General features: G+C 58.5%; 13 protein-coding genes and 1 pseudogene. 5 read left to right on the top strand and 9 right to left on the bottom strand.

Going from position 1 to position 14575, the window contains the following annotated elements:
- Positions 1 to 106 precede the first annotated feature (106 nt).
- Positions 107 to 1549, top strand: a complete 1443-nt coding sequence (locus EJA72_RS19795; protein WP_157713061.1) for a mechanosensitive ion channel domain-containing protein — start codon at positions 107 to 109, stop codon at positions 1547 to 1549.
- Between the two features lie 22 nt (positions 1550 to 1571).
- Here EJA72_RS19795 and EJA72_RS19790 read toward each other — a convergent pair whose 3' ends face one another.
- Entirely contained in the window at positions 1572 to 2531 is a 960-nt protein-coding gene (locus EJA72_RS19790) for a FecR domain-containing protein (protein ID WP_157713060.1), read from the bottom strand.
- The gene (locus EJA72_RS19785; RefSeq protein WP_157713059.1) at positions 2531 to 3037 is read right to left on the bottom strand and encodes a sigma-70 family RNA polymerase sigma factor; all 507 of its coding nucleotides are present in this window, start codon (positions 3035 to 3037) and stop codon (positions 2531 to 2533) included. The genes EJA72_RS19790 and EJA72_RS19785 overlap by 1 nt, the downstream gene beginning before the upstream one ends.
- 212 nt (positions 3038 to 3249) lie before the next feature.
- Here EJA72_RS19785 and EJA72_RS19780 point away from each other — a divergent pair, with 212 nt between their 5' ends.
- On the top strand, positions 3250 to 3690 hold the full coding sequence (locus EJA72_RS19780) for a carboxymuconolactone decarboxylase family protein (RefSeq protein ID WP_157713058.1): 441 nt from the start codon (positions 3250 to 3252) through the stop codon (positions 3688 to 3690).
- Here the strand turns inward: EJA72_RS19780 and EJA72_RS19775 are convergent, their stop codons facing one another.
- Together EJA72_RS19775 and EJA72_RS19770 are read right to left on the bottom strand one after the other, a co-directional pair.
- Positions 3691 to 5283, bottom strand: coding sequence for a DHA2 family efflux MFS transporter permease subunit (locus tag EJA72_RS19775; protein ID WP_157713057.1), 1593 nt, complete (start codon positions 5281 to 5283; stop codon positions 3691 to 3693).
- Complete coding sequence (locus tag EJA72_RS19770) at positions 5280 to 6398, bottom strand: HlyD family secretion protein (RefSeq protein WP_157713056.1); 1119 nt, start codon at positions 6396 to 6398, stop codon at positions 5280 to 5282. The genes EJA72_RS19775 and EJA72_RS19770 overlap by 4 nt, the downstream gene beginning before the upstream one ends.
- A gap of 218 nt (positions 6399 to 6616) precedes the next feature.
- On the opposite strand from EJA72_RS19770, the gene EJA72_RS19765 reads away from it, so the two are divergent.
- Positions 6617 to 7345 (top strand): class II aldolase and adducin N-terminal domain-containing protein, encoded by a 729-nt coding sequence (locus EJA72_RS19765; protein WP_157713055.1) that lies wholly within the window; start codon positions 6617 to 6619, stop codon positions 7343 to 7345.
- A gap of 2 nt (positions 7346 to 7347) precedes the next feature.
- Here the strand turns inward: EJA72_RS19765 and EJA72_RS19760 are convergent, their stop codons facing one another.
- From EJA72_RS19760 to EJA72_RS19740, 5 genes and pseudogenes are all read right to left on the bottom strand, one after another.
- Positions 7348 to 8412 carry a GlxA family transcriptional regulator gene (locus EJA72_RS19760; protein WP_157713054.1) on the bottom strand — a complete coding sequence of 355 codons (1065 nt, stop codon included), beginning with the start codon at positions 8410 to 8412 and terminating at the stop codon, positions 7348 to 7350.
- A gap of 9 nt (positions 8413 to 8421) precedes the next feature.
- Complete coding sequence (locus EJA72_RS19755; protein WP_157713053.1) at positions 8422 to 10083, bottom strand: choline dehydrogenase; 1662 nt, start codon at positions 10081 to 10083, stop codon at positions 8422 to 8424.
- A gap of 147 nt (positions 10084 to 10230) precedes the next feature.
- Positions 10231 to 11400 carry an aromatic ring-hydroxylating dioxygenase subunit alpha gene (locus EJA72_RS19750; protein WP_157713052.1) on the bottom strand — a complete coding sequence of 390 codons (1170 nt, stop codon included), beginning with the start codon at positions 11398 to 11400 and terminating at the stop codon, positions 10231 to 10233.
- Between the two features lie 172 nt (positions 11401 to 11572).
- Entirely contained in the window at positions 11573 to 12451 is an 879-nt protein-coding gene (locus EJA72_RS19745; RefSeq protein ID WP_157713051.1) for a queuosine precursor transporter, read from the bottom strand.
- Positions 12444 to 13039 (bottom strand): annotated as a pseudogene (locus tag EJA72_RS19740) (helix-turn-helix transcriptional regulator). The gene EJA72_RS19745 and the pseudogene EJA72_RS19740 overlap by 8 nt, the downstream one beginning before the upstream one ends.
- A 447-nt stretch (positions 13040 to 13486) precedes the next feature.
- On the opposite strand from EJA72_RS19740, the gene EJA72_RS19735 reads away from it, so the two are divergent.
- Both EJA72_RS19735 and EJA72_RS19730 read left to right on the top strand, forming a co-directional pair.
- On the top strand, positions 13487 to 13861 hold the full coding sequence (locus tag EJA72_RS19735; RefSeq protein ID WP_157713050.1) for a DUF6124 family protein: 375 nt from the start codon (positions 13487 to 13489) through the stop codon (positions 13859 to 13861).
- Positions 13862 to 13898: 37 nt separating this feature from the next.
- Positions 13899 to 14153 (top strand): hypothetical protein, encoded by a 255-nt coding sequence (locus EJA72_RS19730; protein WP_157713049.1) that lies wholly within the window; start codon positions 13899 to 13901, stop codon positions 14151 to 14153.
- Positions 14154 to 14575 lie beyond the last annotated feature (422 nt).

Here is a 14575-nt window from a genome sequence, read left to right as displayed (position 1 = left end):
CGACGATGGTTTATCAGCTACATTAATGTCGTCTGACACACCATCGTCGGAACGCCGCCCGGAGCGAGCTCGCTCCTACATATCCGTACATCGTTGGAGTCGCTTGATGCTGTCTCTGGTCACCAATCACCCGCTGGTCTGTGCGCTGCTCCTGATCCTGATCGATCTGGGGATATGGCGCTTGATGAGTGCCAATGGGCCGCCATGGAAACTGCTCCTGCGGGTGCTGATTTTTTCGTTGTTCAGCGTGCTGCTGTTCAACGAAGGCTTGAACCCATTGGAAGTGGCACCCTGGGCCGACAACGTGCCGCTGCACCTGGCGGCCACCGGTTTGCAGATCGGCTGGTGGCTGTTCGGCGCGCGAACGCTGACGGTGTTGATTGGCGCGGTAATGATGCAACGGGTCGGGCACACCGGGCGTTTGCTTCAGGATTTGCTGGGTGCGGTGATTTTCCTGATCGCGATCATCGCCGCCCTGGCGTACGTGCTCGACCTGCCGGTCAAGGGTGTGCTGGCCACCTCCGGCGCCTTGGCGATCATCGTCGGCCTGGCGTTGCAAAGTACCCTCAGCGACGTGTTTTCCGGGATCGTCCTCAACACCACCAAACCCTATCAACTGGATGACTGGATCTCCATCGACGGCACCGAAGGGCGTGTCACCGACATCGATTGGCGGGCCACGCGCATGCAAACCGCCCAGGGCAGCATGGCGGTGATCCCCAACTCACTTGCGGCCAAGGCCAAAATCATCAATTTCAGCCGGCCGAGCGACATCTTCGGCGTTTCGATCAGCCTGCAATTGAGCCCCCACGCGCGTCCGCAAACGGTGCTCGATGCCCTGGAGCGGGCGATGGAAGGCTGTCGTTATCTGCTGAACAAACCGGCACCGTGTGTGGCGCTCAAAGGCTCCAGCCCCGCGGGCGTGGAATACGAAATCAGCGGTTTCGTGGTGTCGATGGATCAGAAGCGCATGGTGCGCAATCTGTTGTTCGACCTGGCGTTCCGGCATCTGCAGGCGTCCGGCGTCAGCCTGTTGTCCAGCGTCGAACCCAATGTGCAGGCCAACCTGTCACGGCCACGGGCGTTGCTGGAAAGCTCGGCGATTTTCTCGACGCTGCGTCAGGAAGAGAAAGAAACCTTCAGCCAGCACATGACCTTGCAACACTTCCGTGCGGGTGACGTGATCCTGCCGGGAGGGGAGGTCAGCGATCATTTGTTCATCATCGAATCGGGCGTGGTGTCGGTTACGCTGAGCCGTGGCGGGATCAAGTTCGAGTCCGGGCGCATGGGGCCGGGTGAGGTGATCGGCGAGGGCGGGATTTTGTCGGACACGGCACTGCCGGCGGACTTCAATGCCAAGACTGCGTGCAGCCTGTACCGGATCGAAAAGGATTACCTCAAACCGTGCCTGGAGGCGCGGCATGACATTGGCGAGGCGATGAAGGCGTTGCTGGATTTCCGTTTGCACAAGGCGCAGGTGTTTGCCCAGGAAACGCCGAAGGTGGTGGCGAAGAAGGGGTTTTTGCAGTGGTTGCGGAGTAGGGCGTAGGGTTTGCAGCGGCCATCCACCGTCAAACCCTCGGTTCAACCGACATCCAGTACCGGGTCAAACTGCTGATCTTCAGCGGCAACGTATCACCCAGCAACCGCAGGCTCGCATCGGTATCTCGCAACGAAAACGCCCCCGACACCCGCAACGCGGCGACATCGGGATGCCAGCGCAACACGCCCGGCCGGTATCGGCTCAACTCGCCGAGCAACTCATCCAGGCGCATATTGCTGGCCAGTAACATGCCCTTGTCCCAGGCCAGGGTGCTGGTGTCGAAACGCTCCAGCGGGTCAAACCCCTGGAGTGTGAAACTCTGGCGATCACCAGCCTTGAGCGTCGCGGGCTGCTGAAGCCGTTGCGGCGTGACCTCCACCAGCCCTTCGAGCACCGACACCTGGCTTCGCGCCTCATTGATCCGCACACAAAACCGGGTGCCCAGCGCATGGGCGATGCCTTGCGGGGTTTCGACGATGAAGGGCCGGGCTGCCGGGTCTTTGGCCGTGCGGATCAACACTTCGCCCTCGCGCAGCACCAGTCGACGCTCCGTTACGCTAAAGGCTATGTCCAAGGCGCTTTCGGTGTTCAGCACCACCTGACTACCGTCCGGCAGGTGCAGGTTTTTCTGTTCGCCCACGGCGGTACGTTGATCGGCGGTCCATTGTTGCCAGGGCACCTGTTGCGAGGCGATGCTCACGGGGCCGGCCATCAGCAACAGACCCAGCCACGTCAGCGTTTGCCGGCGGCTGAGGCCGTCATTGCGCGCGGCTCGTTGCAAGGTCTGAATGGCGAGGTTGGCCGGCACCTTTTGAAATTCTCCCAGTAATGCTTCGGCCCGTTGCCAGGCCTGGGCGTGCTCGGCACTGCGATTGCGCCACTGGGCAATGGCCTGATGGTCGGACGGGGTGGCGGTGCCGGAATGCAGTTGCACCAGCCAGTCGGCCGCTTCGCCGAGAATCTGCGGGTCGATCGCCGAAGCCTTCATCAGGCGACACTCAGGCAGGCAATGAACGCCGTGCGCATGTGGCGCTTGACGGTGATCAGCGACACGTTCAGGCGCGTCGCAATCTGACCGTAGGTCAACCCTTCGATCTGCGACAGCAGGAAGGTGTCACGGGTGACGGCCGGCAATTCGCGCAGCAGTGCCTCGATGCGCATCAGGGTGTCGAGGATCAGCAGGCGGGTTTCCGGTGACGGCACTGCGGCCTCCGGCATGTCGGCGAGGGTGTCCAGATAGGCGCGTTCGATGTCCTGGCGACGCCAGCGGTCGATCATCAGGCCTTTGGCAATGTGCGCCAGCAGCGCCCGGGGTTCATTGCCCAAGGGCTTGACGATCTGGCGTGTCAGCAAACGCAGGAAGGTGTCGTGAGCCAGGTCGGCCGCATCGCAGCGGTTACCCATCTTGCGGTACAACCAACCCTGCAGCCACCCATGGTGTTCGCTATAGAGGTTGTGGATCTGTTGGTTCAAAGGCTGGTTGGCTGACGACATGGCGGGCAAATGCTCGTTTCGCCATCCTGGCGTGAGTGCAATTAAGAATTGATCGCATTCTAGTGGCGTGGACCGAGCGCTGGCAATTCTCAAATCGCACTTTCTGTTCGATGGCCCCCCAATGGCCTCCTCGACTTCTCAAATATTGGCTATTTGTGCAATCCAGCATCAGGACTAACGTAGCCACACACCCACTTGCCCTGGAGCACACCATGAAACCTCGTATCGATTTCTACACCGCTTCCCCTGACGCCCTCAAAGCCATGATTGCCCTGGAAACGGCCGTGTCGAAGCTGCCACTGGAAAAAAACCTGATCGAACTGGTCAAGTTGCGCACTTCGCAAATCAACGGCTGTGCCTTCTGCCTCGACATGCACAGCGCCGATGCCCGCAAGGGCGGTGAAGACGAGCGCCGTCTGGCCACGCTGTCGGCCTGGCGTGAAACCCCGTTCTTCACCGACCGTGAACGTGCCGCCCTGGCCTGGACCGAATCCCTGACCCTGATCAGCCAGACCCATGCAGAAGACGAAGATTACGAACTGGCCACCGCTCAGTTCAGCCCCAAAGAAATGGTCGACCTGACCGTGGCGATTACCACCATCAACGCCTGGAACCGCCTGGCAATTGGCTTCCGTAAAATGCCTCAGGCCTGATCAATGTGCGTCTGCTGACGGCGCCGCCGGTGGTTGCACCTTGCGCATCAAGGGCACCATCGCCGTGGCGATGATGAAGCAGACCATGATCATCAGGAACGCGTCGCCATAGGTTTGTGTCTGGGCTTCGCGGTAAGTCAGCTGCCAGAGCTGATGCAGGCTGGCGGTGACGCCCACGTCACCGCTTTGGCCCAGGGCGGCGAAGTTATTGCCGACCTGGGACAGCCACTGATTGAGCGCTTCATTCGTGCTATTCAGGTTTTCCGCCAACCGCGTGAAGTGCAGGTTGGTGCGGTCATTGAGAATGGTCGCGCAGGCGGCGATGCCGATGGCCCCCCCCAGGTTTCGCATCAGGTTGAACAATCCCGACGCATGTTTGAGCCGCGCGGGCGCCAACCCACCCAGGGTCAGCGTCACCGCTGGCGGCACCGCCAATTGCTGGGCAATGCCCCGAAGCGCTTGCGGCAACAGCAATTCCCTGGCCCCCCAGTCATGGGTGATCGGGCTGAAATCCCACATCGATAACGCGAACAGGCCAAGGCCGGTCATCATGATCCAGCGCAGGTCGACGCGATTGGCCAGAAAGGCGTACAGCGGAATCGCCATGATCTGGAACACCCCGGTCGAGAAAACCGCCAGGCCAATGTCCAGCGCGCCATAACCACGGACCCGGCCGAGAAACAGCGGGGTCAGGTAAATAGTGGCGAACAGGCCGATCCCGGTGACGAACGAGAAGAAACAGCCGAGGGCGAAGTTGCGGTCTTTCAAGGCGCGCAAATCGACGATCGGGTTGGACACGTGCAGGGTTCGGCCGATGAAGGCCAGGCCGGCGATGCCGCTGATCCACGCGGTGGTCAGGATGGTGCTGTCGCTGAACCAGTTCCAGCGCGGGCCTTCTTCGAGGGTGTATTCCAGGCAGCCGAGAAACAGCGCCATGAACAGCATGCTCAGGTAGTCGGCGCCCTTGAGCAGCGACAGTTCCGGCTGGTCGATTTTCACCAGCATCGGCACCGCCACCGCGACGAAAATCCCCGGCACCAAATTGATGTAGAACAGCCAGTGCCAGGACGACACATCGGTGATCCAGCCGCCGATGACCGGCCCCAGCGTAGGCGCGAGGGACGCCACGGCGCCGATGGTGGCCGCAGCGATTACCCGTTGTTTGCCGGTGAAGAAAAAGAACGCCGTGGTGAATACCAGCGGGATCATCGAACCGCCGATAAACCCCTGCAGGGCGCGAAAGGCAATCATGCTCTGGATGTTCCAGGCCGCGCCGCACAGCAGGCTGGCCAGGGTGAAACCCACTGCCGATGCGCAAAACAGCCAGCGGGTCGAGAACACCCGGGACAGCCAGCCCGACAGAGGGATCACAATGATTTCGGCGATCAGGTAACTGGTCTGCACCCAGGCCGTTTCATCCGTGCCCGCCGAGAGCCCGCCGCCGATGTCGCGCAACGAGGCGGAGACAATCTGGATGTCCAGCAGCGCAATGAACATGCCGATGCACATGCTGGCGAACGCGAACACTTTGGTCGCGGTCGCCATGCTGGCGGGATTGAACGGTTGCGCGGGGACGGCGAGGGGGCGGCTCATGGCGTAACGGCCACGGCTGGGGTTTCAGGTGACTGGCGGGTGTCCACTTCTGCCGTTACCGAGAGGCCGGGACGCAAGTGGCCGAGCACGCCATCGGCCGGGTCGAGCAGGATCCGTACCGGCACCCGTTGCACGATCTTGGTGAAGTTGCCGGTGGCGTTTTCCGGTGGCAGGACGCTGAACTGTGCGCCGCTGGCCGGCGCAAGGCTGTCCAGATGACCGTGGAATTCCTGCCCCGAGAGCACGTCGGCATGAATGATCACCCGCTGACCCGGGGTCATGCGCGCCAATTGATCTTCCTTGAAGTTGGCATCAACCCACAAACCGCTGGACGGCACGACCGACAACAACTGCGAACCCGCCTGTGCATAGGCGCCGACCCGCGCCCGGCGGTTGCCGACCACCCCGTCCACCGGGGCTTTGAGTTCGGTGTAGCCGACGTTCAGTTGTGCCAGATCGCGCTCGGCCTTGGCCTGCATCAGCGCGGCGCGGGCTTGCTGTTTCTGGGTTTCGATCACGTTCAACTGCCGTTGTGCGGCCAGCAATTCAGCCTGGGCTCGCGAACTGAGCGCCTGGGCGGTCTTGAACGTGGCGTCCGCGCGCTGGGCGCTCTCCACCGACACGGCATTGCTGCCGACCAGTTTTTTGTAGCGCGCATTGTCGTCCCGGGAACGGGCGGTTTCGGCACCGGCCGCGTCAATGCCGGCGCGGGCCTGGCCGATCACGGCTTGTTGCAGTTGTTGGGTGGCGTCGAGGTTGGCGAGCAAAGCTTCCTGGGCGGCGACGGCGCCTTCAGCCTTGGCCAGGTTGGCGCGGTAGTCCCGGGAATCGATACGGATCAGCACGTCGCCAGCCTTCACTTTCTGGTTATCGGTGACCAGCACTTCTTCGATGTAACCCGCGACTTTCGGCCCGATCACAGTCACGTCGCCGCCAATGTAGGCATCGTCGGTTTCTTCGATGAAACGTCCAGCGCTCCACCAGTGAGACGCATACACACCCGCGCCTACCAGGGCAGCGACAACCGCAGTCAGCAGGATCAACCGTTTGAGCAGGGGAGGCTTGGTGCTCACGGGTACCGCAAGGTCGGGTTCGAGGCTGGGCATGCTGGTCATGGATGAATACCTGTGGGAAACGGGTGTTTATTACGCATGTAATATGACGCATGTAATATTTGGTGGCAATTAATTTTTGCTGCCGGTCGTCAGGTGAAGAATGCGATCAATACGCTGTCGTTGGCAAAACCGGCAACCGGTGTCGTTTCTCGTCAAGTGCGCCTACCGCGCCTCTCTACACTGGCAGGCATCTGCCAATGAAGCTGAGAGAGCACGCGATGAATCAGCCTGTCGAGCAACTGAGAATCCGCCTGGCCTGCGCCTTTCGCTGGGCCGCGCGGTTGAACCTGCACGAGTCCATCGCCAATCATTTCAGCGTGGCCGTGTCGGGGGACGGGCGGGAGTTTTTGATCAACCCGTACGGCAAGCATTTCTCGACGATCAAGGCCAGCGACCTGCTGCTGGTGAATGCCGATGACCCCGCCAGCCTCGACCGCCCGAACGCGCCGGACATCACCGCATGGGCATTGCACAGCGCTTTGCATCGCAACCAGCCACACGCCCGTTGCATCTTGCACACGCACTCGAAATACGCGACGGCGCTGGCGTGCCTGGCGGATTCGCGGCTGCCGCCGATTGAGCAGAACGCGATGCGTTTTTTCGAGCGTGTGGTCATCGACGACGGCTTCGATGGCATGGGCCTGGGGGACGAGGCCGAGCGGGTCAGCCGACTGCTGGGGGACAAACCGATTTTGTTGATGGGCAACCATGGCCTGCTGGTCGCGGCGCCGACCATCGCTCAGGCGTTCGATGATCTGTATTACTTCGAACGTGCCTGCGAAACCTACATCACCGCGTTGTCCACCGGCCGCGAACTGCGCATCGCCAGCGATGAAATCGCGCGCAAAACCTGTCGGCAATGGCTCGACTATCCGGGCTTTTCCGACAAGCATTTCAACGCGCTGATGGGCATTCTGGACGAGGAGGGGGCCGGGTATCGGCTGTGAATTCAGTCGGCCTCGACCGGGTGATAGTCCTTGCTTAGCGGCTGGCGCATGACCGGGGCAGTCCAGCTCTGGCTGCGGTCTTCGCTGGGCGGGCAGCCGAAGCGCGCACGGTAGGTGCGGGAAAAATGCTCGAGCGAGCCGAACCCCGAGCAGGCAGCCACTTGCGCCACGCTCAAGCGGGTTTGTTGCAACAGGCTGTGGGCCTTGGCCAGTCGCAAGGTGATGTAGTACTTGAGCGGCGACAGGCCGGTCTGATGCTTGAATTGCCGCTCCAGTTGCCGCCGCGAAAGCCCGACCTGGCCGGCAATCGCTTCGCAATCCAGCGGCTCTTCCAGCGCCTGTTCCATCAGTTGCACCGCTCGGCGGATCTTGCTGCCGAACATTCCGGTGTTGGTCAGGCCGCCGTCGAGTTGATTGTCCGCCGGCGCACGCACACGGCCCATCAGCAGGTGCATGCCGATTTCCCGCGCCAGTTCGCTGTCGATACTCTGGCCGATCCAGCCGAGCAACATGTCCAGGGTTGTGGTCGCCCCGGCACACGTCATGCGCTGGCGCTCCAGCGTGTAGAGCTGCGGCTTGGCCTGCACCCGTGGATAACTTTCCTGAAACCCCTGAAGATTGTCCCAGTGCACTGCCGCTTCGTAGCCGTCGAGCACCCCGGCGGCCGCGAGCAGTTCAGTGCCGGTTTCCACGCCCGCCAGCACCGCGCCGAACAACGCCTGTTTGCGCAACCAACTCTTGAGCGCCGCGTTGCGGCTGTGTTGGTGCACATCAAAACTGGCGATCACCAGGCACAGATCAAAACCCTGGTCGGTGCGCAGCCCTTCGTTGGCCACGGTGGCCAGGCCATTGCTCGCCAGTACCGGTTCGCCGTCCAGTGACAACAGCGACCACTGGAACAGCTGGCGCTGGCTCAGCCAATTGGCAATGGCCAAGGGTTCGAGGACGGCGGCCAGGCCGAAGTTGGAGAACGACGGCAGCAACAGCACCGCGACCCGCAACGGCGCAACATCGCCGCGTTGCCAGGTGAAGCGGGGTTCTGCGTTGCCGGACGACTGATTGCTCATGAGTGATCTCTATCGTTGCCGTGTCTGCCACTGTGGATGAACCCACACCAGTGCCTCGCTGCCCGGCAATGGTGGCAGGCCGCGAATCAGGTCGCTGGCCTTTTCCGCAATCATCACCGTCGGCGCGTTGGTGTTGCCGCTGACGATCACCGGCATGATGGACGCGTCCACCACGCGCAAACCGTCGAGCCCATGTACGCGCAATTGCGCGTCGACCACCGCTTCCGGGTCATCCACCGGCCCCATCTTGCACGTGCCGCTGGCATGGTAGCCGGTTTCCGTGACCTGCCTGGCCCAGGCGTCCAACGCTTCGTCGCTCTGCGCATGTGGGCCGGGGACCAGCTCTTCGCCCTTGAACGCCGCCATCGCCGGTTGCCCGATAATCTCGCGCACCAGCCGTGCACCGGCGCGCATGTCGGCTCGATCCTGCTCGGTTTTCAGGTAATTGAACAGGATGCGCGGCGGCTGTCGAGGGTCGGCGCTGTTCAGGGTGACGCTGCCCAGACTGGTGGGGCGCATCAGGTCGATATGGACCTGAAAGGCGTGGCCCGGCACCAGGTCGACGCTGCCGGGTTTGACCGCCAGCGGCATGAACGTCAGTTGCAGGTCGGGATGTTCAACCCCCGCCCGCGAGCGAATGAACGCCCCGGCTTCGAAGTGATTGCTCGCCGCCAGCCCATCATGGGTGGCGAACCATCGCGCGCCGATCCACCATTTACCCGGTGCGGTCGTCCACGGATACAGCGACACCGGTTGCTTGCACAGGTACTGCACGACCGTGTCCGGGTGATCGTTGAGCCGGCAGCCCACACCGGGCAAGTCATGTTTGACCGTGATGCCCAGGTCCCTCAGTTCCGCCGCCGGGCCGATCCCGGACAGCAGCAACAGTTGCGGCGAATTGATTGCGCCGGCGGTGAGTAAGACCTCGCGCCGGGCGTGAACCTGATGAGTCTGGCCGCTCTGCTCGTATTCGATCCCGATGGCGCGGTCGCCGTCGAACAGAATGCGCAAGGCCAATGCATCGGTCGCCACGCGGACATTGCCGCGCTTCAGCGCCTGGCTCAGGTAACCGCGCGAAGTGCTCCAGCGCCTTCCCTCGCGCGTGGTGCGGTCCACCGGCCCGAAAGCCTCCTGGCGATAACCGTTCAAGTCGCTGCTCACGCCGTACCCGGCCTCGGCGCCTGCGGCGACAAACGCTGCACACAGCGGCGTTTGTACATCGCCGGGGGTGACATGCAAATGACCGTGGGCCCCTCGGTAATCGTCCGCGCCGTCGGCATGGGTTTGCGCCCGTTTGAAGTACGGCAGCACCTCCTGATAACTCCAGCCTGTGCAGCCTTGCGCGGCCCAACCGTCGTAATCCAGGGCATGGCCGCGAATGTAGACCATGCCGTTGATCGACGACGAACCGCCCAGCGTCCGGCCTCGTGGCGTGCCGATCCGGCGACCGTCCAGATAGGGTTCCGGCTCGGAGTCATAGCGCCAGTTGAAGCGCGAGCCGCCGACCACAATGCCCACGGCGGAAGGCATGTCGATGGTCCAGCTGGAGTCTGCCGGGCCAGCTTCCAGCAGCAGAATCCGCACCGCCGGGTCTTCGCTCAACCGGTTGGCCAACACGCAGCCCGCAGACCCTGCGCCCACAATCAGGTAATCAAACTCATGATCGGTCATGGTTCGGCGTTCTCCATCAATGAAGGTCATGACACAAAACCCTGTAGGAGTGAGCCTGCTCGCGATAGCGGAGTATCAGGCGATTCAAATGTCGACTGACACTCAGTCATCGCGAGCAGGCTCACTCCTACAGGGGGGGGGGTGGGTTCAAGCAGTCGAATCCCCATGAATCCCGTTAAACACCAGCCGATGAAAGTGATGCACCAGGTGCTCGCTTTCATTGCTGCGCTGGGCATCGATCATGTACCGACCCTGGTCGTAACCGAGCGAGCGCAGGCCTTTTTGCACCGAGATGTTCAGGGCAATGTCTTCCGGCCCCAGATCCTCGTTCATCCACTTCATGCACGACGCCGTCACGGCAGCGGTTTCGCTGTTAGTGGAGTAATAGCCAAAGCGCAGCAGCGAGCGCTCGGCATCCAGCGGGATCATGATGAATGAGCCCAGGAACTCGGAAAACGGGAAGGTATAAAAGGTGTTGTTCGGCCACAGGCCAATGTTGAAAAAGCATTCGTCCGGGTTCAGCTCGGGCTTGAGCGGAACGCCGTAGGCTTCGGTCACCGTCAGGTTGGCCGGGGCAATGTACGTCCACCAATTGTCGCGTTTGGTCAGTTGATAACCCTTGAAATCGATCAACCTGGCCAGGTCGATATGGCACGGTCCGGACAACTTGAAGTGATAACCCTCGATGGAGTTGTCCATGATCACCTTCCAGTTGGCCGGCACGATCACGTCCTGTTCCTCGATCAGGCGCATGTGCTCAAGGTCCGGAAACACCCGGCGCATTTCCTCATCGGCCCCGGGGAACAAATCCCGCATCGACGGCGCATTCGGATCGAGGTTGAAGTAAATGAACCCGCCCAGTTCCTCGGTGCGAATCTGCGGAATGTTGAACTGCTGCAACTCGAAATTCTTCATCTTCTCGCAGCGGGGCGCGCTGCGCAGGCTGCCGTCCATTTCATAACACCACGAATGATAAGCACAGCGCACCACGCCGCCCGTGGTGCCGCGACGCGCTTCAAGCAGCCGATTGCCACGGTGCTGGCACACGTTGTGGAACGCATGAATCTGCCCCTGACGATTTTTCGCCACCACCACACTCTGGTCGAACACCTCCGTCACCACATACTGACCCGGCTCGGCAAACTCGCTGACATGCCCGGCCACATGCCACGCGCGCATGAAAATGTTATCGCGCTCAGCCTTGAACAGGGTGTCGTCATAGAAGTAGCGCGAGGGCAGGGTGAAGGCTTCCTCCGGATCCTGATGGTCCCAACCCTCTACGGGGCTCTGCAGTTTGCGGGCTTGGAAGTTTTGCATGGCGATCTCCACAGTGACTGGCCGCACGGCACGGCGACGTGTTCTGGGAGTTAATCTAGGGGGACGGGCGAGGGGGGGGTTGATGGATTGCGACCAGTTGCGGGTGGAAATTATCAAGTGGTGGGTGGTGCTGTGAGGCCCATTGTGTACCTCACAGAACATCTCTTATGTTTTATGCGGTTTGGGCTGCTGATATGTATCGTTTGAACAGTGATCTTGCCCCGTAGGCGGGCAAAATATTGAAAACGGCGAAGCACATTTTTATGGCTATTTGAACGTAGACTATTTTCAGGATATCGCTGGTTTCCATTGTTCCAGAAAATGCAATAAAGCAGAAAATAAAGCTGTCTATTATGACTGCGAAGAAAGTACTAAAAAATACACGCAAAAATAGTAATCGCGAATTAGTGAGTTCTTTTATCCTGCACAGGAGATAGGAGTTGATGTATTCAGCGACGAGAAATGATACGGATGACGCGACTAGTATAGAAGACACATGGCTAATTACCTCGTTGTAGGATACTTCTAGCTTCCAGCCAGGCAATCCGGGAAGGTAAGTCGATGCGCCAAGAAGTACCATGATGACGGCATTGCAGGAAAATACAGAAAGAATGGCTTTTTTAGCAAGCCTGAGTCCGTAAAATTCATTCAATAAATCAACTATTAAAAACGTCAGTGGGTATAGAAAAGCACCCAGCGTAATGGTGATGTCGAGTTGGTGTAAATAAATGGGTTTTGCTGCGCCGATGTTGGAGAAAATGTAAAGCGTAAAAAGCAGAAGATTTAGTGCGACGTATATTGTCCACGATTTCTCATGTCGGTCTGTCATTTCATAGGCTGTCACCGCACTCCCTCGCGAATAGAATTTTTTATATATCTCTTTTATTTCTGCTTTGTTTAAGTTGTCAATCACTTCGCTTTTTACAAGCTTGCCTAGATGTATCTTGATAATTTTCCCAGTGGAAATGACCATAATGATGGCGAGTTCTTTGCTGTTCTCAAATCCTAATAGCTTGTATTTGCTGTTTTCAATTTCGCTTTTGTTAACCATTAAATCTTTCCTCTAAGACTTCTCCTACAATGCAAACAAGATCGGAGTCAGGAAGATTTGAGCTGGTTATAAATAATTTTTTCGTAATTTTGTCGTACATAAGCTTTTCGTTTTTATTGTTTGATTGTCCCTTTTTTATTATCAATAATTCGCCAGGTTCATGAGCGTCGCTGATTTCCTTCTCCAAAAGTACACCGATCAAGTTGCACGCTACTCCAAAATAATATGTCAGTGGGTGTTGTGTGGACAGTTCACCGATTCTTTTGTCTAGATTCTGAATAAGTAAACTCTCTTTTATTATGGGGACTGCCGATGGGTTCATATTTCCTTCTAAGGAAGAGCTGTTTTCGATAAGTTCCTTTTTCTCAAAGTCCACGTTTTCTATTTCTTTGTATGAGACGCCAAAAAAATCAGAATTTTTCGAATGGTGGATTGTTGAACGTTGACGACCTTCCCCTCCAATATGTTGTATATGGTGGTCCTGGTCAGGCCGATGGAGTTGCACAAAGATAGCTGCGTTTCTCCGCGGCTTTTTATAAGGTATTTAATATTATTTTTTAAGTGTTCCGTCTTTTCTTTTCTGTACATGAGCACTGTACCCCTGCTGTAAATCTCGATGCTTAAGCGAAATAGCTGGCGCGATGTTTTTTATAATGTCGGTGTTTTCCATCAATGAATTATGTACAAGATTAAGTCGCCGGCACGGGGGGTAAACGTTAAATAATGTTTCATAGCGGGCTATTATGGCGAATTTAGGAAATTTCTTACAGAAATAAGGAAGCGGAAACTGGGTTTTTGTGTCGAGGTTTACGGTCAAGGGTGATGTTGGTTATTTCGTAAATTTAGTGTTGCGCAATATTGTGCATTTATTAACCGGTTATAATCATATTTCTGCACGTTTGTTAAATTGTTTGGTTAATAAAGTTTAATTTTTTATTAGGTGTTTTCCCTCTCAAATAACGCGAGTACAGTGCTCGGCCTAGTCCCAATTGAAAGCGTGGGGCTTGCACTTTTAACTTTGCAAGGAGCTCTTTTATGAAAAAAGTTACCCCCAACTCCTTAGTCGCGCCAAACCATTCCACCGTTGATAAAACCAAGCCTTCGAAAGCCACCGAACAACTCGTCAGCATTCCCCTACGCAATCACTCACGCCCCGAACCCGTCAGCCATTTCTTCGCTGTCGTCCCGGATATCGACACCGAATCCATGCTCTGCCACGCCTCTGAAACCCTGGCCTCCCTCAGCGTCATGGCCACCGATCTCGCCCGCGAACTGGAAGGCCCGCGTCGCCATGTCATTTTGGCTATTCAGCAACTGTCCGCGCTGGGCGAGTTGCTGGTCAATCGGGCACTGGACACTCTGGAACCGCCACGCGGACCGTCTGATGTTCCGTCCAACTGCCGACGCTGAAGAGTTGTGTACTTTTTTCCAATGGAGGTTATTCGTCATGGATCGATACATGCCTGTCACAGGCATCGACTGCAGCATCCCATCGTTGTTGATCGACACTGAAGCACCGCTGGATGTGTTGCATGAAGCGGCGGCTTACCGCATTCGCACTGCCACACAGTTGCTGGAGAGTTTTGCGTACGGGGAGGGGGTTCACAGTGAGTTGGCGCGGGTGTTGGTGACTTCGCTGCGCGATGGGTGTGATTTGATGGATGTGGTGGGGCGGCGATTGCAGGGGGAGATTTCGGCGTAGGGGAAACGGCTGAGTCGGTAGGTGGAGAAACTGTAGGAGCGAGCTTGCTCCGGGCGGCGTTCCGACGAAAAATATCCAGGCAACGCGTTCATTCAGGCAGCCCGGGTTATCGTTGACGACCATCGCCAGCAGGCTGGCTCCCACATTTGAATGGGGGGCACCAGAGAGAGATCAGTTGATTGTCAGGCCGTCATCGCCGGCAGGCCAGCTCCCACAGGGGGAGTGCGCGCACCAGAAGAATCAGGTCGGCTGTCAGGCCGCCTCGCTTTTGATTTGGCTTTTGATTTTCTTGCCGCCTCGAGAGGCCGAGTGGAGGTTCTGCGCAGTGGGCAACCCGGCATGGATGCCGGGTTAGCCGCCCCCGGCCATGGATGGCCGATGGCGGCGGGCCCACGGAGCAGGACCGGAGCGAGGGCATGCCG

This window comes from Pseudomonas sp. PB120, assembly GCF_009761815.1.
GTDB lineage: Bacteria > Pseudomonadota > Gammaproteobacteria > Pseudomonadales > Pseudomonadaceae > Aquipseudomonas.
This window is presented reverse-complemented; position numbering and strand designations above follow the sequence as displayed.